The 21,911-nt window shown below is 68.3% G+C and carries 23 protein-coding genes; 10 read left to right on the top strand and 13 right to left on the bottom strand.

The features are described from left to right. The first annotated feature begins 30 nt into the window (after positions 1-30). Complete coding sequence (locus BMX07_RS19840) at positions 31-549, top strand: nicotinamide-nucleotide adenylyltransferase (RefSeq protein WP_090621425.1); 519 nt, start codon at positions 31-33, stop codon at positions 547-549. A 134-nt stretch (positions 550-683) separates the two neighbouring features. Then, positions 684-1,523 (top strand): SAM hydrolase/SAM-dependent halogenase family protein, encoded by an 840-nt coding sequence (locus tag BMX07_RS19835; protein WP_090621423.1) that lies wholly within the window; start codon positions 684-686, stop codon positions 1,521-1,523. Between the two features lie 38 nt (positions 1,524-1,561). Here the strand turns inward: BMX07_RS19835 and BMX07_RS19830 are convergent, their stop codons facing one another. Next, a complete protein-coding gene (locus BMX07_RS19830; protein WP_090621353.1) occupies positions 1,562-1,933 on the bottom strand; it encodes a HalOD1 output domain-containing protein in 372 nt (123 codons plus the stop codon). Between the two features lie 125 nt (positions 1,934-2,058). Further along, a complete protein-coding gene (gene thsA / locus BMX07_RS19825) occupies positions 2,059-3,603 on the bottom strand; it encodes a thermosome subunit alpha (RefSeq protein WP_090621351.1) in 1,545 nt (514 codons plus the stop codon). Positions 3,604-3,790: 187 nt separating this feature from the next. Here thsA and BMX07_RS19820 point away from each other — a divergent pair, with 187 nt between their 5' ends. Further along, positions 3,791-4,624 carry an amidohydrolase family protein gene (locus BMX07_RS19820; RefSeq protein ID WP_090621348.1) on the top strand — a complete coding sequence of 278 codons (834 nt, stop codon included), beginning with the start codon at positions 3,791-3,793 and terminating at the stop codon, positions 4,622-4,624. 245 nt (positions 4,625-4,869) lie between these two features. On the opposite strand, the gene BMX07_RS19810 is transcribed toward BMX07_RS19820, so the two are convergent. Next, positions 4,870-6,240 (bottom strand): glycerate kinase type-2 family protein, encoded by a 1,371-nt coding sequence (locus BMX07_RS19810; RefSeq protein WP_090621346.1) that lies wholly within the window; start codon positions 6,238-6,240, stop codon positions 4,870-4,872. Positions 6,241-6,514: 274 nt separating this feature from the next. Then, the gene (gene purH / locus BMX07_RS19800; RefSeq protein ID WP_090621421.1) at positions 6,515-8,152 is read right to left on the bottom strand and encodes a bifunctional phosphoribosylaminoimidazolecarboxamide formyltransferase/IMP cyclohydrolase; all 1,638 of its coding nucleotides are present in this window, start codon (positions 8,150-8,152) and stop codon (positions 6,515-6,517) included. A 177-nt stretch (positions 8,153-8,329) separates the two neighbouring features. Between purH and purB the strand changes: the two genes are divergently transcribed. The 4 genes from purB to BMX07_RS19780 all read left to right on the top strand — a co-directional run bounded on the left by purB (position 8,330) and on the right by BMX07_RS19780 (position 11,158). Further along, complete coding sequence (gene purB, locus BMX07_RS19795) at positions 8,330-9,715, top strand: adenylosuccinate lyase (protein WP_090621343.1); 1,386 nt, start codon at positions 8,330-8,332, stop codon at positions 9,713-9,715. A 111-nt stretch (positions 9,716-9,826) separates the two neighbouring features. Further along, positions 9,827-10,249, top strand: coding sequence for an EamA family transporter (locus BMX07_RS19790; RefSeq protein WP_090621340.1), 423 nt, complete (start codon positions 9,827-9,829; stop codon positions 10,247-10,249). After that, the gene (locus BMX07_RS19785; RefSeq protein ID WP_090621338.1) at positions 10,249-10,665 is read left to right on the top strand and encodes an EamA family transporter; all 417 of its coding nucleotides are present in this window, start codon (positions 10,249-10,251) and stop codon (positions 10,663-10,665) included. Before BMX07_RS19790 ends, BMX07_RS19785 begins: the two co-directional genes overlap by 1 nt. A gap of 229 nt (positions 10,666-10,894) precedes the next feature. Further along, entirely contained in the window at positions 10,895-11,158 is a 264-nt protein-coding gene (locus BMX07_RS19780; RefSeq protein ID WP_090621336.1) for a hypothetical protein, read from the top strand. Positions 11,159-11,251: 93 nt separating this feature from the next. Here the strand turns inward: BMX07_RS19780 and BMX07_RS19775 are convergent, their stop codons facing one another. The 7 genes from BMX07_RS19775 to dapA form a co-directional block, all read right to left on the bottom strand. Next, complete coding sequence (locus BMX07_RS19775) at positions 11,252-12,325, bottom strand: DUF7972 family membrane protein (RefSeq protein ID WP_090621334.1); 1,074 nt, start codon at positions 12,323-12,325, stop codon at positions 11,252-11,254. 98 nt (positions 12,326-12,423) lie between these two features. Further along, on the bottom strand, positions 12,424-13,596 hold the full coding sequence (locus BMX07_RS19770) for a M20 family metallopeptidase (RefSeq protein ID WP_090621332.1): 1,173 nt from the start codon (positions 13,594-13,596) through the stop codon (positions 12,424-12,426). Then, positions 13,593-14,423 carry a diaminopimelate epimerase gene (gene dapF, locus BMX07_RS19765; protein ID WP_090621330.1) on the bottom strand — a complete coding sequence of 277 codons (831 nt, stop codon included), beginning with the start codon at positions 14,421-14,423 and terminating at the stop codon, positions 13,593-13,595. The genes BMX07_RS19770 and dapF overlap by 4 nt, the downstream gene beginning before the upstream one ends. Positions 14,424-14,427: 4 nt before the next feature. After that, a complete protein-coding gene (gene lysA / locus BMX07_RS19760) occupies positions 14,428-15,810 on the bottom strand; it encodes a diaminopimelate decarboxylase (RefSeq protein ID WP_090621419.1) in 1,383 nt (460 codons plus the stop codon). A 133-nt stretch (positions 15,811-15,943) separates the two neighbouring features. Then, positions 15,944-16,780, bottom strand: a complete 837-nt coding sequence (locus BMX07_RS19755) for a 2,3,4,5-tetrahydropyridine-2,6-dicarboxylate N-succinyltransferase (protein WP_090621328.1) — start codon at positions 16,778-16,780, stop codon at positions 15,944-15,946. Next, positions 16,777-17,544, bottom strand: coding sequence for a 4-hydroxy-tetrahydrodipicolinate reductase (gene dapB, locus BMX07_RS19750; protein WP_090621326.1), 768 nt, complete (start codon positions 17,542-17,544; stop codon positions 16,777-16,779). The genes BMX07_RS19755 and dapB overlap by 4 nt, the downstream gene beginning before the upstream one ends. Continuing rightward, positions 17,541-18,464, bottom strand: a complete 924-nt coding sequence (gene dapA / locus BMX07_RS19745) for a 4-hydroxy-tetrahydrodipicolinate synthase (RefSeq protein WP_090621324.1) — start codon at positions 18,462-18,464, stop codon at positions 17,541-17,543. The genes dapB and dapA overlap by 4 nt, the downstream gene beginning before the upstream one ends. Before the next feature lie 357 nt (positions 18,465-18,821). On the opposite strand from dapA, the gene BMX07_RS19740 reads away from it, so the two are divergent. Beyond that, on the top strand, positions 18,822-19,646 hold the full coding sequence (locus tag BMX07_RS19740; RefSeq protein WP_090621323.1) for a M48 family metallopeptidase: 825 nt from the start codon (positions 18,822-18,824) through the stop codon (positions 19,644-19,646). Between the two features lie 75 nt (positions 19,647-19,721). Further along, a complete protein-coding gene (locus tag BMX07_RS19735; protein ID WP_090621321.1) occupies positions 19,722-20,219 on the top strand; it encodes a LabA-like NYN domain-containing protein in 498 nt (165 codons plus the stop codon). An 80-nt stretch (positions 20,220-20,299) separates the two neighbouring features. Here the strand turns inward: BMX07_RS19735 and BMX07_RS24720 are convergent, their stop codons facing one another. Continuing rightward, positions 20,300-20,476 carry a hypothetical protein gene (locus BMX07_RS24720; RefSeq protein WP_175480221.1) on the bottom strand — a complete coding sequence of 59 codons (177 nt, stop codon included), beginning with the start codon at positions 20,474-20,476 and terminating at the stop codon, positions 20,300-20,302. A gap of 226 nt (positions 20,477-20,702) precedes the next feature. Here BMX07_RS24720 and BMX07_RS19730 point away from each other — a divergent pair, with 226 nt between their 5' ends. Next, positions 20,703-21,191, top strand: coding sequence for a PUA domain-containing protein (locus tag BMX07_RS19730; protein ID WP_090621320.1), 489 nt, complete (start codon positions 20,703-20,705; stop codon positions 21,189-21,191). Between the two features lie 19 nt (positions 21,192-21,210). On the opposite strand, the gene BMX07_RS19725 is transcribed toward BMX07_RS19730, so the two are convergent. After that, complete coding sequence (locus BMX07_RS19725; RefSeq protein ID WP_090621318.1) at positions 21,211-21,879, bottom strand: HD domain-containing protein; 669 nt, start codon at positions 21,877-21,879, stop codon at positions 21,211-21,213. Positions 21,880-21,911 lie beyond the last annotated feature (32 nt).

Raw genomic sequence — 21,911 nt, 5'->3', positions numbered from 1 at the left:
CTTAAGCGCCGTGCCCGAGCAGTGTCCGGCATGACTCGGGGGTTCTACATCGGTCGCTTCCAGCCGTTTCACAACGGCCACCGGAGCATGGTCGAGCGAATCGCCGAGGACGTCGACGAACTCGTCCTCGGGATCGGGAGCGCCGACGACTCGCATACCATCCGGAACCCGTTTACCGCGGGCGAGCGGATCATGATGATCACGAAGTCGCTGGTCGACTTCGATCTCGTGACCTACGCCGTTCCGATCGAGGACCTGGAACGCAACTCCGTCTGGGTGAGTCACGTCCAGAGCATGAGTCCCGACTTCGACATCGCCTACTCGAACAACCCGCTGGTCATTCAGCTCTTCCGGGAGGCCGGCATCGACATCCGGCAGTCGCCGATGTTCAACCGCGACGTGCTCGAGGGCTCGGAAGTCCGTGAACGGATGATCAACGACGGCGACTGGGAGTCGCTGGTCCCCGAAGCGGTCGTCGAAGTCGTCGACGAGATCGGCGGGATCGAGCGGATTCAGATGGTCAGCGGCTCGGATTCGAACGGGGAGTGAGCGACTGACACGCCGACCCCCTGCGAACGGCCCATCGCACCGTGAACCGAGGCGTCACGCCGAGCGCCGACGGGACCGGCGCGACCGCGTTCGAATCCCCGGTGGCTTTCAGCGATTGTGCCGTAGGACCGACCATGATTACGCTCGCGTCCGACTTCGGCACGCCGTATCCGGCGGCGATGAAGGGAGTGGTGCTGCAGCGAACGGACGCCAGATTGGTCGACGTCGCCCACGACTTTCCCCGGCAGGACGTCCGTACCGCCGCGTTCTGGCTCCGAGAGGTGTTACCGTACTTCCCCCCGGCGACCCATCTCGTCGTCGTCGATCCTGGCGTCGGGACCGACCGGGCGGCGGTGGTCGTTCGGGCGGGCGACCACGCCCTCGTTGGGCCGGACAACGGCGTCCTGCTCCCGGCAGCGCGACGGCTCGCGGCACCCGACGCGGACCGACTCGAGACCTACGTGATCGACGAACGGGCGGTCGGTCCCGTCGAACCGACGGGTCCGGACCCCGCGGCGGACGCCAGCGCACGACGACCGACGCAGAGCAACACCTTCCACGGTCGGGACGTCTTCGCTCCCGCCGCCGCGGCGGTTCACGAGACAGATACCGATGCGCTCGGCTCGCTCGAGTGGCTCGAGTCGACCGCGATGGACGTCGATCTCGAACTCCCCGCACCCACCGTCGAGGAGCAGCGAGCCGCGGGCGAGGTGCTGGTGGTCGACGGGTTCGGGAACGCGATCACGAACGTTCCCGGATCGTATCTCGACGGGCGGGAACGGGTACTGGTAAACGGCGACCTCGTCCCAGTCGGTGAGACGTTCGCCGCCGTCCCCGTCGGGGAGCGACTCGCAACCGTCGGGAGCCACGGCTACGTCGAACTCGACGTCAACCGGGGGCGCGGCGACGAGGCGTTCGGACTCGAGCCCGGTGACGGGGTCGTCCTCGAGTCGGCCGCGGAACCCGCCGACTGACTCGAGCGGGACGAAACGCGGCCGGCGACGCGGCACCGTCAGTCGCCGGCCGCGCCGGCGCGTCGCTGCATCGGATCGATCTCGATCTCGCCGTTCGAACGCACCGTCACGGCACACTGCGAGAAGGTAAAGGAGATCGATCCGTCGCCGATGCGGGGTTCGTCGCCCCGCCAGTGGACGAAGAGGGCGTTCAGCGCGTCCGGTTCGACGCACTCCGAGAGCGCCTCGAGATCCGCGGGTTCGGTCTCGAGAACCGACGAGACGGCCATGAGGAGGGCCGTGCTCACCGGTTCGTATGCGCTGTCGTCGAACCAGGTGTGGTAGGTTCCCCGGCCCTCGTCGTAGTAGACCGTGCGACCGTCAGTGATACCGATCGGCGTCAAGGTGTCTCGCGGAGCAGGTCCGGGCATAATAGTCTCGACTAATGTGTGTTAACACTTAACAATATTGGCCGATCGACGCGGGCGTCCTCTCGTCGACCGGCAGCGACTCGCGAAAAAACGGCGTTCTGGAACGCGCGCCGCGAACAGCGACGTTATTCGGCGGCGATGACGTCGTCGATGCGGACGATCATCGTGGCGGCTTCGGTCGCGCTCTCGACTGCCTCGCGCTTGACGTCGGCGGGATCGACGACGCCGTGTTCGAAGGGATCGTCGATCGTGACCTCGTCGCCATTGGTGATCAGGCCCGCCCGGCCCTCGGACTCGTGGGCGGCACGAAGGTCCACGAGCGCGTCGATGGGGTCTCGGCCGGTGTTGGACGCGAGCGTGCGGGGGACGATGTCGACCGCGTCGGCGAAGGCCGTCACGGCGAGTTGCTTGCGGCCCTCGATACCGGCGGCTTCCTCGCGGATCTTGTCCGCGATCGCGATCTCGGTCGCGCCCGCGCCGGGGACGACTTCCCCGGACTCGAGCGCCGTCGCGACGACGTCGAGCGCGTCACCGATGGCACGCTCGAGTTCGTCGACGACGTGTTCGGTGCCGCCGCGGACGAAGACGGTGACCGTCTCGGCCGCTGCGCCGCCCTCGACGAACGCGAGGTCGTCGCCGCCGAAGGCCTCGGTGTGGATTCGATCGGCCGAGCCGAAGTCGTCCGTCTCGAGGTCCTCGAGGTCGCCGACGCGGCGCGCGCCGGTCGCGGAGGCGACCTGTCGAGCGTCGCTGTCGCCGAGCCCCTCGAAGACGAGGATGCCTTCGTTGGCCAGCGCGGTGGCGACGCGGTCGGCGACGTCCTCGGTGGTGAAGACGACGTCGGCCCCGCTGTCGGCGACGGTCTCGGCGTAGCCCTGCAGTTCGCCTTCCTCGGCGTCGATTGCGGCGTTGAGCTGGTCGATCGAGTCGATGGCGTACTCCGCGTCGACGTCGCCGGTACGGACGTCGAGTTCGACGTCCAGAACGGCGATCGACGCGTCCTCGACCTCGCTCGGCATGCCGTCGTGAGCGGGCTCCTCGTCGACGATGATCCCGGGGACGAGTTCGGTCGCGTTCGAGGAGGCACCGACCTGCGTGTGGACGGTGACGTTGTCGCGCGCGACGTCGTCGTCGGTCGCGACGTGACGGATCGCCTCGACGACCGTCTCGGCCAGCGACTCGGCCGTGAGTCCGCCGGTCCCTTTGCCGGTCATGCTCGACTCGGCAACCTGCCGGAGAATCTCGTCGTCGACGTCGGCCTCGTTGACCTGCTCGGCGATCGCCTCGAGGGCGATTTCGGCGGCCTCGTGGTAGCCCTCGACGATCGTCGTCGCGTGGACGTCCTGCTCGATGAGGTCCTCGGCCTCGCCCAGCAGATTGCCGGCGAGTACGGCTGCGGTCGTCGTCCCGTCACCGACTTCTTCTTCCTGGGAGTCGGCGACTTCGACGATCATCTGGGCCGCGGGATGCTCGATGTCCATCTCGTTCAGGATGGTCGCGCCGTCGTTGGTGATGACGACGTCCCCGCCGGAGTCGACGAGCATCTTGTCCATACCGCGGGGCCCGAGCGTCGTCCGTACCGACTCGGCCACGGCCTTGCCGGCCATGATGTTCGACGACTGCGCGTCGCGGCCCTGCGTTCGCTGACTGTCCTCGCTCAAAATGAACATAGGCTGTCCGCCCATGCGTCGCTGTTGTGCCATCGTTGATCCTCACTAACCATGTCGTCAGCACTTCTATATAATTCTTTCCCTCCTATCTCCGCTCCCTCTTGCGATTGCGCATGAGAACCGCCGACACGCCGGACCGGCACGGAGCCGGTAGCAAAATATGGGTCGACTCGGAACACGTCAGTAGATGCTGGAGCTGGAACACGGGTTCCGCGTCGTCGACGTCTCGACGCGGCTGCCGCCGACCGACGGAAGCGGTGACCCCCCCGGACGAGCGATTACACCGGACCGACTCGAGCGGGAGATGCATCAGGCGGGGATCACCAGATCGGTCGTCTTTCCACCGTCGCGGCCGGAGGCGAGCTATCTCGCGGCGAACAACGGCGTCGCCAGACGCAGCGTCGACCGGCCGTTCGTCGCGTTCGCCCGGATCAACGGTACCCAGACGCCGGGACGGAAGGCGACGGGACGGCTCCGCAACGCGGTTCGCCGCCGCGAGGACCACCACACCTCACCGAGCGACGTCGAGAAGTACGCCTACGACGACCGCTTCCACGGGTTCGTCCTCGACCCCGCCGTCGACGACTACCCCGACGACGACGTCCTCGCCGCCCTCGAGGATGTCGACCTGCCCGTCGTCGTTCGCGGCGGCGTCGACGCGCCGCCCGAGACGCTCGCCGAACTGCTGTTCGAGCGCGCCTTCCCAGTCGTCGTCGGTAGCTTCGGCGGCCACCCCCTGAACCAGTCGCTCATGACCGATATGATCGACCTGCTCGACGAGTACGACGACTGCTACCTCGAGACGAGTTTCGTCCGCTACCGCGACCAACTCGAGCGGGCGCTGCTGGAACACCCCGATCGCGTCTTCTTCGGCAGCGGCGCGCCCGCCTGCCATCCTAACGTGGCGGTCATGGAAATTCTCACGCTCGACGTCTCGGAGGACCTCCTCCGGCGCGCCTTCTCGAAAAACGCCTGCCGCGTGATCGACGCGCTCACGCCGGACGCGGAGCCAAGAGGCTGAGCGTCGGTCACGCGCCGTTCCGAATCGATCGATCGGACCGTCCTGGTGTTCACCATCCTCGCGATCGGTGCCGGGAGCACGACCGTCAGCCACGCGAACGACTCCTCCTGTGGATCATCACGGAGTTTGCCGACGTGGAGACGGGGACGGCCTCCCCGGACTGGACGCCCGCGACGCTGGTGCTCGGCGTCTCGAGCACCGTCTGGATCGTCGTCCGCCGAACCGCGGGAACGAGCTTCTAGCGTCTAGCGGACGACCAGCACCCGCAGATCGTTCAGATTCGTTCCGGTCGGCCCCGTGGAAATCAGGGCGTCGCGCGACGCGAGATACGGATAGACGTCGTTTTCCGCGAGGGCGTCGCGCGCCGCATCGGGGTCCTCGACGGTCGTTTCGTCGACCAGTGCGCCGGCCGCGTCGGTCGCGCCGTCGATCCCGTCCGTGTCGACCGCGGCGACCGTGATCTCGCCCCCGCTTCCGGGTTCGGTCCCGCTTCGCTCGCCGCGCTCGTCGCTGCTGCTCGCGAGTTCGAGCGCCGCGCTCGTCGCGAACTCCTGACTGGGACCGCCCGTCCCGTCGCCTCGAATCGTTACCGTCGTCTCGCCGCCGGAGAGAACGACGGCCGGCGGCGAGACCGGCGTCCCGGAGGCGCGAGCCTCTTCCGCGACCGCGATATGGGTCACGGCGGCGTCGCGGGCCTCGCCGCGGACCCGCGAGGAGAGCACGAGCGTCTCGTACCCCCGTTCGACCGCCGCGTCGCGGGCCGCCTCGAGGACGGTCAGTCCGTCGGCCACGACGTGGTTCGAGACGGTCTCGAACGCCGGATCGTCCGGGCCCGGCGTGTCCGCGACCTCGCCGGCCGCGCCGCGCTCGAGGCGGGCCGAGACGGCGTCGGGCGCGTCGATCTCGTACCGCTCGAGGACGGCCAGCGCGTCGTCGAACGTCGACGCGTCGGGCGCGACCGGACCGCTGGCGATCACGCTCAGATCGTTCCCGACGACGTCGCTCAGGATCAGCGAGGCGACCGTCGCGGGGGCGGCCCGGCGCGCCAGTCGGCCGCCCTTCAGCGCCGAGAGGTGCTTGCGGACCGCGTTGATCTCGTGGATGTCGGCCCCGCTCGCGAGCAGGGCGTCGGTGGTCGACTGGAGATCCGTCAGGGAGACGTCCCCCGCAGGAGCGGGCATGAGCGCGCTGCCGCCGCCGGTAATCGCCGCGAGCACGAGCGTCTCTTCGTCCGCGGCGTCCGCTGTCTCGAGCACCTCGCGCGTGCTCGCGACGCCGCGCTCGCTCGGGACCGGGTGGTCGCCCTCCCGAACGCTCACGCGCTCCGTTTCGACCGGATCGTCCGTGACGACGACCCCGCGATCGAGCCGGTCACCCAGTCTCTCCTCGAGCGCGACGGCGACGTGCGCCGCCGCGTTGCCCCCGCCGAGGACGACGAGCTCGTCGTACTCGCGGAGTTCGTACGTCGCGTCCGCGACGGAGAGTGTCTCTCCCTCGAGCGCCACGGCGTCCCGAACGACCGTTCGCGGATGGCCCGCCTCGATACCGGCTTCGACGCACTCGAGGGCCACGTCGCGGGCCTCGCTCGCGGCGAGGCGGTCGCGGTCCGCGATCACGCGCGACCACCCGGAGCCGACACTGCTCGATCACGGTCATCGACGCTCGGGGAATCGCTGCTCTCGAATCCGAGTCGAACGCGCGACGCTGCCATCCTCGAGGCCGCGGCTCGATAGACGGGGCCGGTCACCTTCATAGACGAGCGATCTTTCGCGAGCCGCTAAAACTAGCGGATTCGGATCGCGGGTCGGTGCGAACGGATCGCTCGAGACGGGTGTACCGTCGCGCCGTCCACGACGACCTCGCGCAAAAAATTCGGAACGACGCCGTTCGTCAATCGTGCCGGAAGCTCCGCTGTCCCGTAAACGCCATCGCCATCCCGTGCTCGTCTGCGGCCTCGATCACGTCCTCGTCGTTGACCGAGCCGCCGGGCTGGACGACCGCCTCGATGCCGGCCTCGGCGGCCTCCTCGATGCCGTCCGGGAACGGGAAGAACGCGTCCGACGCCATGACCGCGCCCGCGGCGTCCTTCCCCTCGGCGTGTTCGTCCGCCTTCATCGCGGCCAGTCGCACCGCGTCGACGCGGGAGACCTGCCCCATCCCGATACCGACCGTCTCGGTCCCGTCCGCGAAGCAGATCCCGTTGGACTTGACGTGCTTGAGCGTCTGCCACGCGAAGGCCATCGTCTCGAGTTCCGCGTCGGTGGGCTCGCGCTCGGTGACGACCTCGAGGTCGTCGGCCGAGATCGACTGCAGGTCCCGTTCCTGGACGAGGCGACCGCCGACGAGCGGCTTTTCCGTGAACCGCTCCGTGCGCTCGCCGAGTTCGCCGACGTCGAGCACGCGGAGATTCTCCTTCTCGAAGAGCACCTCGAGCGCGTCGTCCGTGTAACCGGGCGCGACGACGACCTCCTTGAACGAGTCGACGATCTGCTCGGCCGTCTCGGCGTCGCACTCGCGGTTCAGGGCGACGATCCCGCCGAAGGCGCTCATCGGGTCCGTCGAGAGGGCCTTCTCGTAGGCCTCGGCCAGCGAGTCGGCGGTCGCACAGCCCGCCGGATTGGTGTGCTTGATGACCGCCGCCGCGGGCTCGTCGAACTCCTTGATCAGGTTGAGCGCCCCGTCGGCGTCGTTGTAGTTGTTGTAGCTGAGCGCCTTCGCGCCCTCGTTCAACTGATCGGCGTGGACGACGCTGGCCTCGTCGCAGGTGTAGTCGGTGTAGACCGCGGCGTCCTGATGGGGGTTTTCCCCGTAGCGAAGCGTGTTCGCGCGGTCGTCGGAGACCAGCCGACGGGCCGGCAGTCCGTCGTGGTCATCAGCGTCAGTGCTCGCGACGTCGGCGTCGACGGCGACCTCGCCCGCCTCGAGATCCACGTCGATCGCACCCTCTGCGAACCACTTCACCGCGCGGGGGTAGGCGCGGAACTCGCCCTCGTACAGCACCCGCGCCTTCAGGCCGTCCTCGTCGTCCCCCTCGTAGACCGGGATCGGCTCCTGCGTGACGATCGGGCCGCCGTCGACCTCGCTCTCGACGACCGCACCGTCCTCGTCGGTCGCGTCCGTGACGACGTGGACCGTACAGCCCGTCACCGAGACGCCCGCTTCGAGCGCGTCGCTCCACGCGTCCATGCCGGGGAACGACGGCAGCAACGCGGGGTGGACGTTCAGCGTCGTGGGAGCCTCGTCGAGGAAGGTGTCCGAGAGGATCCGCATGTAGCCGTCCAGACAGACGAGGTCGAACTCGTAGCCCGAGAGGGCCTCGAGCACCGCCTCCTCGTGCTCGCGGCGGCTCATCCCGTCCTCGAGCGGGACGACTTCGGTCGGAATCCCGCGCTCGGCGGCGGCCTCGAGCACCGGCGCGTCCTCGCTGTTCGTCAGGACGACGGCGAACTCGGCTCCGCCCGGCCGTCGGTCGGCGATGTTCAACAGGTTGCGCCCTCGGTTGCCGGCCATCCCGGCGATTCGCGTCATGGTCGGACTCCCGCCCGCGAGCGGCAAAGTGGTTGCGGTCTCCGCGGGCAACATATCCACGTTCGTGTATCGTTACAGCGGAATTCGAGAGCTGATTCGGAGAGGTATGCACGCTCGTGGCATCGGGCGCTCCGGGTTTCGATACGCTTTTGCACCGTGCTGGACAGGTTCGCACCGATGACCGAGACCGACGCCCTGTACGCCGTTTCGCCGCTGGACGGCCGGTACGACGGTCGGACCGCACCGCTGTCGCCGTACGCGAGCGAGGCCGCCCTCATGCGCGCCCGCGTTCGCGTCGAAGTCGAGTACCTGATCGCGCTGGCCGACCTCGAGGCGACCCCGCTCGAACTCGACCTCGAGGAGCGAGACCGGCTGCGCGGGCTGTACGACCACTTCGCCGAGGAGGACGCGCGGCTGATCAAGAAACTCGAGACGGAGGGCCACGCCGGGTTCGACGCGACGAACCACGACGTGAAGGCCGTCGAGTACTTCGTCCGCCACCGACTCCCCGAAGACAGCGACGCCTCGGCGTGGATCCACTTCGGGCTGACCAGCGAGGACGTGAACAACCTCGCCCACCGGCTGCTCGTCCGCGACGCCGTCGACGAGGTGCTGCTGCCCGAACTGTACGGCGTGCGGAACGCCCTCGCGGAGATGGCGCGTGACTACCGGGACCTCCCGATGCTCGCGCGCACCCACGGCCAGCCCGCCACGCCGACGACCTTCGGCAAGGAGATGGCCGTCTACGCCTCGCGGCTGGGTCGAGCGACCGGACGGATTCGACGGGCGACCGACCGGCTCAGCGGCAAGCTCGGCGGCGCGTCGGGAACCTACGCGGCCCACGTCGCGGCCTATCCCGACGTCGACTGGCCGGCGTTCGCGCGGGAGTTCGTGACGGGCCTGGGCCTCGAGTTCGAACCGCTGACGACGCAGGTCAACCCCTGTGACGACCTCGCCGCGCTGTTCGACGCGTTCCGCGGCGCGAACGACGTCCTGCTCGACCTCGATCTGGATATGTGGCTCTACGTCTCCGACCGCTACCTCGGGCAGGAGGCCGTCGAGGGCGAGACCGGCTCGTCGACGATGCCACACAAGGTCAACCCGATCGACTTCGAGAACAGCGAGGGCAACCTCTCGAAGGCGAACTCGGACCTCGGATTTCTCGCCGACTACGTCACCACCTCCCGGCTCCAGCGGGACCTCTCCGACTCGACGGTCAAGCGAAACATCGGCGGCGCCTTCGCCCACTGCCTGATCGCCTACGGCAAGACCGCGTCGGGCCTCTCGAAAGTCGTCCCCAACGAGCAGGTCATGCGCGAGGCCCTCGAGAACACCCCCGAGATCGTCGGCGAGGCCGTCCAGACGATCCTCCGCCGGGAAGGGCAGGAGGACGCCTACGAGCGCGTCAAGGCCGTGACTCGCGGCAAGGACGTGAGCCTCGAGGACTTCCGCGAGATGTTCGACGAGCTAGACGTCGACGAAGACGTCCGCGAGGAGCTACACGCGCTGACGCCGGTGGGCTACACCGGCGTCGCGAGCGAACTGGTCGACGACCTCGAGTAGGTCGCAGGGCCCGGTTTCGGATCGCCGATCGCGGTTTCGGATTACAGCCGCGGTCCCGGCACGCGGTTCCGGGATCGTGACAGTATAGGTCGCCGTTATCCGAGGGCTCGTATGGAGTATCTGCTGTGGGTGATCGTCGCACTCGTCGCGTACGGCCTGATGGCACCGCTGACGAGCGTCGTGACGACGGACGTGCCGCCCGCGGTCGCGCTCTTCCTCTCGACGACGATCTTCCTCTGCCTGACCGCCGTCGTCCTCGTCACCACGAGCACCGGCCGCCCCGCCGACGCGACGACGCCGTCGGCGGGCATCGTCTACGTCGCCGGCCTCTTCCTCTCGACGGGTATCCTCGCGTACTATCAGGCCCTCGAGGACGGCCCCGTGAGCGTCGTCGTCCCGATTTACGGCCTCTTTATCGTCGGGAGCTCGATCATCGGCATCGCGGTTCTCGGCGAGGAGTTGACCGCGACCCGCGTCGCCGGCATCGTCGTCGCCGCGATCGCGATCTACCTCGCGGCCGGAGGGGCGGAGTGATGCGGCGCTATCTCGGCCTCTCGGTCGTCGCGTGTCTGGCGTACAGTCTGGTCGCGCCGCTGCTCTCGGTCGCGATGACGGAGCTCCCCAGCACGCTCGCCGTGTTCCTCTCGAACGCCGTCATGTTCGTGACCGTCGGTCTCGTGATCGTCTACCGCGGTCATCCGGTGCGCCCGTACCTCCGCCATCCCCGGACGCCGTACATCGTCGCGATGGGCGTCTTGCTAACCGTCGGCCTGCTGACCTACTACCGAGCGCTCGCGCTCGGCCCGGTGAGCATCGTCGTCCCGATCTACGGGCTCTTCATCGTCATCAGTTCGCTGGTGGGCATCGTCGCCTTCGACGAAACCGTCACCGGCCGCAAGATCGCCGCCATCGCGCTGAGCGTGCTGGCGATCGCGCTGATGTCCGTGTGAGGAGTGAGACGCCACTGCGCCGCTGCCGGACGCGTCTCGAGTCGGAACGGAGTCGGCCGCCGCAATCCGACCGGACCGGCGGGCTCGCCCGTCCCGCCGCGACGGCGAGTGGTTCGCGGGGCTCGATCGCACGACGTCACGGCTCCGGACCGACGATTCGTGACGGGAGCCGTCGGCTCGACGGCCGCGAAACGGAACGTATTCCTATCCATGTCAAAATATTATCCTTATGCGCGAAGCCCTCCTCTATCAGACGTCGATCGCCATCTGCGGCGGCGCCCTCGGAATCCGGGGCCTGGCGACGCTCGGCCCGAGCGGCGGGACTCTCGTTCCGCTCTTGCAGGCGATCGCTGGCATCGGAATGGTCGCCACCGTCATCTACGACGTCGCGGTCGTCGACGAACCGGTCGTCCCCGACGAGCGAATCGTCTGGTTCGTCGCGCTCTGTGCGCTCGTCGTCATCATCACGGGGGTCCTCCCACTCGTGACCTGACTGCGAGGGCCGCTCGACCCTGTCGGTCGAATCGAGGACGGCGACCGGAGAGCGGTGACTGCGGAGCCGGCTCCACCGAGCCGCGTCGAGTCGTCATCGATCCGTCGACTGGCTATCGCTCGACGCCGCGTTGCGAGTCCCCTCCAGGTGCTTCGTTTCCCGCAGGATGAACGGTCCGATGGCGAGCGTCCGCTTCATGACGGTGAGCACGCGGAGGAGGTACGCGAGCAACACGGCGAACGGGGAGAGCGTGATCACGTAGAGCGCACTGACGAGGAGATAGGCGTTGTTGATACCGATCATCGTCCCGGTGACCCTCGCGGGATCGAACTCGAGCATCATGTAGCCGGCGACCGCCAGCGCCGGCATCGCACCGTAGAGGACGCCGCGGGAGATGTTGATGATCTCCCACTGGACGTAGAGCGTTTTGAAGTGTTCGCGCGCCGGACCGAAGAACCGCAGCGATTCGATCAGGTCGTCGAACGCCGCCACGGCCTCGGGCGAGAGCGATTCGGCGTACTCGTCCCGGAGCGTTCGCGCAGTGAATATCTTCCACGAGTAATTGTAGTTCAGAACGGGGAGCAACGTCTCGAAGGAGCCGAAGTCCGCCCCCTCCAGATCGTCGCTGACGGTCCGGCTGTGTTCGACGAGGCCGTCGGTGAACGCGGCGATCTCGTCGAACTGGTCCGAATCGGCGCGTCCGGTGACCGTCTCGTTGAGCGTCTTCGCACGCGCCTCGGCCGTTTCGATGAGCGTCTCGAGAAACCGGGACGGTTCGATCGGACTGACGCCGATACCCGCGGCGCTCTCGATCTCCTCGCGGAACTCGGTCTCGTTCGACATTCGGTCCCGCTGTTCCCCGAGCGGGCCGATCTCCTCGGCGAGGACGAACTGCGAGATCGACAGGACGAGCGTGACGCTCGTGACCGTGGCGATGACCATCGAACTGAACAGCGAGACGATACTGCTCGTCGCCAGGAGTTTTCCCGACGTGCTCGGCCCGAACACGTGGCATCCGAGGAGGAGCGCGTACGTCCCCGCGAGAATGACGACGGTCACGAGCCAGCGGTTCGCGCTGATCAGGAACCAGATCTTCACGCGAGTTTCGCCGACGCGTTCGCGCATCGTGTCGGCCGGCCGCGAGACCGTCTCCGAGTCGCTACTCATGGACTCCGTGATACACCGACGCGGCGGTTAAATGGACTGCTACCGACGATCAGACCGGACACTCGGTGGTCGGACCGACGCCTCGAGCGCCCGCGTCGTCACTCGAGCAGTGTCGCGAGTGTCGCCTCGAGCGCCCGCGCCGCCTCGCGAACGGCGTCGACTCGCACGTACTCGCGCGGGGCGTGCGCGACGGCCCCCTCGTCGTCCGCGAGGACGCCGGGGCCGAAGACGACCGTCGGCGCGTCCGCCGCGAAGTAGGAGGCCTCCGTCGCCGCGGTAAACGGACGCACGTCCCCGCCGGCCGCGTCCGCGAGGACGTCGACGATCCGCGCGTCGGGGTCGGTGTCCCAGGCCTCGAGGAACGGCGTCGGCCGATCGGTGAATCGGAACTCGACGCCGACGTCGTCGGGAACGGCGGCCCGCAGGTGGGCGGTCAGCGCCTCGTGAAACTCGTCGGCCGTCTCCGGCGGCACGCTCCGGCGGTCGACCGTCAGCGAGCAGTCCGCGGGCACCTGGTTGGTCGCCTCGCCGCCTTCGACGACGGTCGGCGTGAGCGTCGCCGCACCGAGCTGAGGGTGGGTCGGCGGCCCGTCCGCGCGCTCGTCGACGGTCCGAACCGCCTCGAGGACGGACTCGAGGGCGGCGACGGCGTTCGTGCCGGTGTCGGGTTCGGCGGCGTGGGCGTTCGCTCCCGTCAGGTGGATCGTTCCCTGAAACCGTCCCTTCGCGGCCGTACAGACGTCGAGATCGGTCGGTTCGCCGACGATCACCGCGTCCGCGTCGCGGGTCGGCGACTCGTCGCCCGACACCAGCGCGTAGGCACCCGTCGAGAGCACCTCCTCGTCGGGCGTGACCGCGAGCGTGACGCGGCCGTCGGTCGGCTCGACTGCGAAGAACGCGGACAGGAGAGCGGCCAGCGGCCCCTTCGCGTCGCAGGACCCGCGGCCGCGAACGACGGCGCTCCCGTCCGCTTCGACGGCGTCGTCGTCGCGCTCGTAGGGGACGTGGGGAGACACCGTATCGATGTGCGTGTTCAAAACGACGTGCGTCTCGGCCTCGCCCGCTGGGACGCCGCGGCTGGCGAGGACGTTCCCGCCGTCGTCGACGCGAGCCTCGAGGCCGCGGTCCGCGAGCGTTTCGCGGAGGTACTCGCGCATCGGACCCACGCCGTCGTGGGACGGGTACTGGACGGCGGCCTCGAGGAAGGCGATCGGATCGAAGGCGTCCTCGTCCTCGCGTTCGGCCGGGGCGGGGGAGCCGTCGCCCGTCACGGCTCGACCGGCGGCTCGACTGCCACCTCGCCGTCGAATTCGTGTTCGACGGGGCCCGCGAGCGTCGGCCGCCCGCGGTCGTTGAAACTCACTCGCAGGTCGCCCCCCGGCGGGCTGACGTCGACCGGATCGGCGTCGGTGAGCCCGAGCCGTCGCGCCGTGACGGCGATGGCGACCGCGCCGGTCCCGCAGGACTCGGTTTCGCCCTCGACGCCACGCTCGTAGGTGCGCTGTCGGAACCCGCCCGAGCCGTCGGGACTCGCCACGCAGACGTTCGTTCCCTTCGGGAAGACGTCCGCGTGGCGAACCGGCGGTGCGACCTCCTCGAGGGCCACGTCGTCGACGTCGTCGACGAAGCTCACGGCGTGGGGGACGCCGGTGTTGACGACCGAGACCTCGAGCCCCTCGATCTCCTCGCGGAGAACCGGCTCGTCGGCGTCGACCGGAATCGCGTCCGGATCGAACGTGAGGTCGGTCATCTCGACGACGACGTCCTCGCCGTCGCGGTCGGCGCGCAGGGTGCCCGCCTGTGTGTCGATCATCACGCTGTCGGTCCCCGTTCGGTCCATCGCCCACTCGGCGGCGCAGCGAGCGCCGTTGCCGCACATGGGTGCCGTCTCGCCGTCGGGCTGGACCAGCGTCATCACGACGCGCGGGGGATCGAACGTCTCCTCGAGGGCGAGAAAGAGGATCCCGTCGGCACCGACGCCGTCGGTTCGGTCGCACTCGCGCTCGGCGAGTTCGCCCCGATCGGGGACGTGTTCGTCCGCGTGGATAATGAGAAAGTCGTTGCCGGTGCCGTGGTACTTCTGGAATGGGACAGTCATCGTGCTATCGTTCGTCGGTGTCGGTATCGCTCGTTCGGTGGTGGTCGGTCTTTCGGTCCGTCGGCGAGACGGTGCCGGCCTCGCGTTGCACCCGCGTCACGTCGTCGACCGTCTCGCGGCGGCGAGCGAGTCGAACGTCGCCGTCCTCGAGGACGACGGACGCGGGTCGGGGTCGGGAGTTGTACTGGGTCGCCATCTCGTAGCCGTAGGCTCCCGCGTTGCCGATCGCGAGCAGATCGCCGCGTTCGCTTCGCGGGAGTTCGCGGTCGGTACAGAAAACGTCGCCGCTCTCGCAGATGGGGCCGGCGACGGTCTGGGGAACGATCTCGCGGCCGTCCGCGCCGCCCGCGGCGGCATCTCCGTCGGCCGTCAGGTTCCGGATCGGATGGTACGCGTCGTACATCGCCGGCCGGATCAGCGTCGTCATCCCCGCGTCGACGCCGACGACGGTCGTCTCGCGGGCGTCCTTGACGGTGTTCACGTCGGTGAGGAGCACACCCGCGTCCGCGACGAAGTAGCGGCCGGGCTCGATCGTCAGCCGCGCGTCGACCGCGCCGAGCGCGTCGCGGGTCGCCGCCGCGACCGACTCGAGGTCCAGCGGCGCCTCGTCCTCGCGGTACGGGACGCCGAAGCCGCCGCCGACGTCGACGAACTCGAGGCCGTCCGCAGCCTCGCTCCCCGTTCGGCCGTTCGAGGCGCGTAGCGCCTCGTTCACGTCCCTCGCGAGGTCGCCCATCCGCGCGACGAACTCCCGGTGGGCGTCGAGCTGATCGCTCGAGACGCCGGAGCCGACGTGGGCGTGGATCCCGACGACGTCGAAGCCGCGGTCGGCGGCGTCCGCGAGCACGTCGACGGCGCGCTCGGCCGGAACGCCGAACTTCGCGGCGGCACCCGTTCGCACCTTCTCGTGGTGGCCCGCGCCGATCCCCGGATTCACGCGGAGACAGAGCCGGCCGTCGTAGCCGCGGTCGGCGAGGCGGTCGATCGTGTCCGCGGAGCCGGCGGTGACCGTCAGCGCCGGATGCGCCGCCCAGGCGTCGACGACCCAGTCGAGATCTCGGTCCGGCGGATTGACCGCCGTGTAGTGAACGTCCGCGCCCGACGCGCCCGCCTCGAGCGCCCGCTGGACTTCCCCGGCGGAGGCACACTCGAGCCCCGCTCCGCACTCGAGTAGCGCCGCGAGGACGTCGTCCAGGGCGTTCGCCTTCACCGCGTACATGACGTCGGCGTCGGGAAACGCGGCCTCGAGTCGTCGGTAGTTCTCCCCGACCCGGTCGAGGTCGAGCACGTACAGCGGCGAGCCGTACTCGTCGACGAGCGTCCGTAGTTCGGCCGCGTCCCAGTCGGAGAGGCGGCGGACGGGCACCGATGCCGCAGCGTCAGTCATTGTCATGTCCAGGGGAGGGTGAGAATTCAAGGTTTGGGTTCCGGTCGGGAATCGAGTACGCTTCTCGGTCCCGTCGGCAGCGGAGTCGGTACGGTGAACCGGCCGACCGAAGAACAGCGACGCCGACCGACGATTATTCGCGAAGCGCGTCCTCGCGCTCGGTCGCCTCGAGCGTCTCCGTCTGCAGATCCGTCGCGACGACGGCGGGCTTGTACGCGCCGCCGTCGAAGAGGTCGTGATCGCTGATCGAGGACTCGACGAAGCGGGTGAACGCGCGCCGATCGGCGGGCAGTTCGCCGTAGAGGACCTCCTCTTCGACGAGGTCGTAGACCGGAATGCGCGGCGTCAGCAGCGTGTTCTCGCCGACGACGCTGTTCTCGCCGACGACGAACCCGCTCGTGACGCGACAGCCCGCGCCGAGCGAAACGTTGTCCTCGACGATGACAGGCGCGTCCTCGACCGGCTCGAGCACGCCGCCGATGAGGGTGTTCGCGCCGAGTTTGACGTTGTCACCGATCTGGGCGCACGACCCGACGGTGTCACAGGAGTCGACGAGCGTGCCGTCGCCGACGCGAGCGCCGACGTTGACGAACGCGGGGCTCATCAGGATGCAGTCCGCGCCGATGTTCGCGCCGCGGCGGACGACCGTCCCGTCCGGCGTGTTGCGGCTCCCTCGGTCGCCGTACTCGCTCGAGTCAGCCAGCGGGAGGACGTCGTTGTACGTGACGCCGCCGTACTCGCGGGGCTCGGTCGCGCGCAGGCCGAAGTTGAGCAGGATGCCCTGCTTGACCCACTCGTTGGCCTCCCACTCGCCGCCGGACTTCTCGGCGGCGCGGATCTCACCGTCCTCGAGGGCGTCGAGGAAGGCGGAAAGCGTCGCGTATTCGTCCTCGCCGGCGGTCTCGGCGCTGACCTCGCCGCTCCGTTTGCGCTCCCACAGCTCGTCGATCTCGGTCTCGAGTGCGCTCATGCGTCGATCACGTCCGCAAAGTCGTACCAGCCCGCCTTTTGTCCAGCGATCCAGACCGCCGCGTCGACCGCGCCCGCGGCGAACACGCCGCGATCCTCGGCGCGGTGGGTGAGACGAACCTCCTCGTGGTTGCCCGCGAGAACGATCTCGTGTTCACCCGTGATGTCGCCCGCGCGCAGCGCGTGGACCCCGATCTCGCCCGCCTCGCGCGGGGCCTCGCCCTCGCGGCCGTGCGTGCGCTCGCCGAAGTCTCCGTTGGCTTCGATCTCCTCGAGCAGGCGGTTCGCGGTCCCGCTCGGGGCGTCGCGCTTTCCGTTGTGGTGGGTCTCGACGAGTTCGACGTCGTATCCCTGCAGGTTCCGGACCGCCTCGCCGACGACGTTGACCAGCGCCTGCACGCCGCGGGCGAAGTTCGGCGCGTGGAGCACCGCGGTCTCCTCGCTGGCCGCCTCGAGATCCGCGTACGCGTCGTCGTCGAACCCGGTCGTCCCGGTGACGAACGCGACGCCCGCGTCGGCGCAGGTCCGCGCGTAGTTGGCCGCGGACTCCGGACCGGTGAAGTCGATCACGGCGGTCGGCTCGCGGTCGGCGACCAGCGAATCGAACGCGGCTGCCGACTCGATATCGATGCCCTCGACGCTCTCGCCGTCGGGGTCCCGGTTGACGGCGAAGACGACTTCGCAGTCCTCGCGCCCCGTCGCGGCGCTCAGTACCGCTCGGCCCATGCGACCGGTCGCTCCCGTGACGCCGAGCCGGACGGTCATCGATCACGCTCCGCCGCGTCGGCGATCTCGGTCTCGTCGCGCTCGAGGTCGGCGAGGACGGCCTCGAGGCCCTCGCGGTACTCGTCGGCCAGTCGGGTGAGCGGCGAACGCATGCGAGCGGGGCCGTAGCCGCGGATCTGCATGGCTTCCTTGACCGGGATCGGGTTGGTCTCGACGAAGAGTCCGCGGAAGAGCGGTCCGAGTTCGTGGTGGAGATTGCGTGCGCGTTCGTAATCGCCGTCGAGTGCCGCGCCGACCATCGCACAGGTCCGTTCGGGTTCGATGTTCGCGGCGACGCTGATCGTGCCGGTTCCGCCGACCGAGATGACCGGCAGGGTGAGCGCGTCGTCGCCCGAGAGGATCGCAAAGTCCTCGTCGGTCGTGCGCTCGGCGATCTCGCCGATCTGTCCCAGGTCGCCGCTCGCGGCCTTGAAGCCCGCGACGTTCTCGTGGCTCGCGAGTTCGACGGCCGTGTCGGGTTCGATGTTTCGGCCCGTCCGCGAGGGGACGTTGTAGACGATCTGGGGCAGGTCGACCGCGTCCGCGATCGTCCGGTAGTGCTCGACCAGCCCGCGCTGCTCGGGCTTGTTGTAGTACGGCGAGATGAGCAACAGGCCGTCCGCGCCCGCCTCGGCGGCGCGTTCGGAGAGCTCGAGCGCCTCGCGCGTGTTGTTCGAGCCCGTGCCCGCGATGACGGGCACGTCGTCGACGGCCTCGATGACCGCCTCGACGACGCGGACGTGTTCGTCGTGGGTCAGCGTCGCCGATTCGCCGGTCGAGCCGACCGGGACGAGCCCGTCGACGCCCGCGGCCTCGAGGCGCTTGGCGTCTGCCTGCAGTGTTTCGAAGTCGATCCGTTCGTCCTCGTCGAAGGGCGTGCACATCGCGGGAAAGACGCCCGAAAGGTCGATAGCTGTCATGTGTCGGTGGTGTCGTTGGGTCGTGTGTCGGCCCCCAATCGGTAGGGTGTATCGGTTCCGATCGGTGGCCGTTCGGTGGTCGTAGTCGGTGGACTGCAGCCGTGCGCGGTCGGATCGTCCCCGAGACGGGATGCCACGCCGCCTCGAGCACACTCACACACGTTTCCGTTTGGAAAAACGAGGGCAGACGCCGCTCACGACGGGACCGTCGGTCGGACGAGCGGCGTGGCGCATAGCCGATACGGAACGCTGAACTAACTTATCTGTTGCGTTTCGATCGGACCGGATCGCTAGTTGTGATACACCGTGACGCACACTTCCGCGGAATTTATCCGCAGTCGTTACTTACAATCACCAATGACAGATTTCGGATTGAAGGTGCGAATGGCGGTCGTCGGATCGATCCTGTTCGCGTTCTACATGCTCGTCGGGGCCTTCGGCCTGGCGATGTTCGGCTTCGGTGCGTGGCCCCTCGTTCTACTGGGACTGCTCGTGTTGCCGGTCATCCAGTACAAGATCGGGACGTGGTCGGCGACCAGACGGGCAGAAGAGATGCCCGAAGAGGGACAGTACCAGGATATTCACCGGATGACCGACTCCCTGTGCCGGGATATGGGGATCGACAAACCCACACTGATGGTCATGGACATGGGCGTCCCCAACGCCTTCGCGACCGGTCGGAAGGGGAACGGCGTCGTCGTCGTCTCGACGGAGCTCATTCGACTCCTCCAGCGCGACGAACTCGAGGGCGTGATCGCTCACGAACTCGCCCACATCAAGAACCGCGACGTCCTCGCGATGGTGCTCGGCAGTTCCATCGCCATGATGGTCGGCTGGGTCGCCTACATGGTCTACATGATGGGCGGCGAGCGTAACATCGGGAGCATCATCGTCGGCATGGTCATCTCGAACATCGCACAGATGCTCGTGATGATCTTCGTCCTCGCCATCTCGCGCTACCGCGAGTACGTCGCCGACGAGGACGCCCGCCAGTACATCGGGAGCGGCGATCCGCTCGCCCGCGCACTCGAGAAGATCTCCACCGGTGCACAGGGCCGCGAATCGCAGGTCGACGACAGCGTGAGCGCCCTGTGTATCTTCAACTCGGAGACGGGGCTCCTGCAGACGCTGTTCGCGACCCACCCGCCGACGGAGAAGCGCATCCAGAAGCTCCGCAGCTAACCGGCGGTCGGCCGGTGGCGACGCGAGCGAACCGAACGCCGCGATTTTTTATGGGTGCCCGCGACACCCTAGTATATGACGGAAATTCACCCCGGTCAGCGCGTCGCCGTCCTCGTCGACGCCCAGAACCTCTACCACACCGCACAGAGCCTCCACAGCCGGAACATCGACTACTCCGCGCTGCTCGAGAAGGCCGTTCAGGACCGCCAGCTTACACGCGCGATCGCGTACGTGATCCGCGCGGAGTCGCCCGAGGAGGAGAGTTTCTTCGAGGCGCTGATCGACATCGGTTTCGAACCGAAGATCAAGGACATCAAGACCTTCGCCGACGGGACGAAGAAAGCCGACTGGGACGTCGGAATGAGCCTCGACGCGGTGACGCTGGCGAACCACGTCGACACGATCGTTCTCTGTACCGGCGACGGCGACTTCTCGCGGCTCTGTTCGCACCTGCGCCACGAGGGCGTCCGCGTCGAGGTGATGGCCTTCCAGTCCTCGACGGCCGAGGAACTCATCGAAGCGTCCGACTCGTTCCTCGATCTCGGCGACCGGCACGAGACGTTCCTGCTCTGACGCCTCGCCGCAGAACCGGGCCACCGTCCGCGTCGGTCGGGCCCGATGCCGAGATCGGCGATGGGACGTGAACGGCGGCGCTAGTTCGGCTGTCGGTTCTGCCAGAGACCGATCACCAGCGCGTACCCCGTGACGAGCAGCGTCGCACCCGTCAAGAGATAGACGAACGGGCCCGTGACGAACGTGGCCGGACCGGCGAGCGTCAGGGTGCCGAGAACGAGCAAGGCGACCCCGAGACCGATTTGCGTAACGTCCATGTGATGTCGGTAGTACTGAATCGATTATATTAACGTTCACCATTTCGGTCACGTTCGTCCGCCCAGACGGGTCGCCGGCGAACGGGTCGCTTCCCGGCACGCAGCACGAAACCGGCCGCTGGGCGAGTCGCTCGCACGGGCGGCCCGTCTCGCCTGCGTCGCCTCGAGCGGCGGCCCGCGGGGTCAGGTCGAAGGGCTTTCGACCCACCACGTCGAATCCCGGCCAATGAGCGAGCCAGCAGACGGGAGCGCGGGCCTCCCCCAGCTCCGGACCGTCGCGGACTACCAGTTCGGCGCAGGCGCGGGCGCGGCCCTGTTCCCGCCGGACGAATCGCTGACGGTCAAACGAACCACCTCGGGCCGGCCCCAGCAGGTCCACGCCGACGCGGGCCGGATCGTCTCCTTCGGCACCGACGGCCGGTTCACCCTCGGTCTCGAGGGCGGTCGGCGGCTCGACGCCGCCCTCGCCGCGCCCGCCTACCGCGTCGTGGTCGACGACGAGAGCGAACCGTTCGTCCGCGACGAGAAGAACGTCTTCGCGAAGTTCGTCCTCGAGGTCGGCGACGAGATCAGGCCGGGCGACGAGGTGCTGGTCGTCCACGAGCGCGGCGAGTTGCTCGCGGTCGGGACGGCGCAGCTCGACGCCGGGGCGATTCGGGACTTCGAGACGGGGATGGCGGTGAACGTGCGCGAGGGCGCACCGGTGGAGCCGTAGCCCGGTCGGACCGGTCCCGCTACAACCGACACTCCCGCCCGATCTCCCGTTCGTATCGCGTTTTGATCCCCTCGAACAGCGTTTCGCCGACCGTCGTCCGGAGCCGCGGGGCGGCCGTCGCGAAGAACTCGTCGAGGTCCTCGTACTCGGCGAACGCGTCGGTCCCGTCGGAGCCGTCGTAGCGGCTCTCGCGTTCGTATTTGAGCGCCTGCAGGCAGTTGTCGATCAGATCCATGTCCTTGACGAACCGTGCGGTGGCCGTCTCGCGGGCTTCGTACTCCTCCCAGAGCGCCACGACGTCGACGGTGGAATCGGAATCGAAATCGGGATCGGAATCGGGATCGGAGTCGGGGCCGCGGTCCGCGAACGGCTCGAGCAAGTCGGTAATCGCCGCTCGCTCGCGGGCCGCTTTGTCGTCGGCGGACACCCGCTGGTCGGCGTCGTCGGCTCGAGTCGCGATATCGCCGATCCGCGCCTCCGCGAGGTCGTGGACCAGCGCCATCGAAACCGCGCGTTCACGGTCCACGTCTCCGTCGGCGCGGTCGGCGTACAACAGGCACAGCGTCGCCATCCCCCAGGTATGTGCCGCGACCGACTCCGGCGACTCGATCCCGCGGAGGACCCATCCCGTTCTGCGCTCGTCTTTCAGCTCAAGGGCTTCGAGCAGGGCGTCGAATTCGGCGGCCATTGCGAGAGGGCACGCGCCAGTCGCGGTTGAAA

It is taken from the genome of Natrinema salaciae (assembly GCF_900110865.1).
Classification (GTDB): domain Archaea; phylum Halobacteriota; class Halobacteria; order Halobacteriales; family Natrialbaceae; genus Natrinema; species Natrinema salaciae.
The sequence above is the reverse complement of the archived record's forward strand: the minus strand, read 5'-3'. Positions and strand labels throughout refer to the sequence as shown.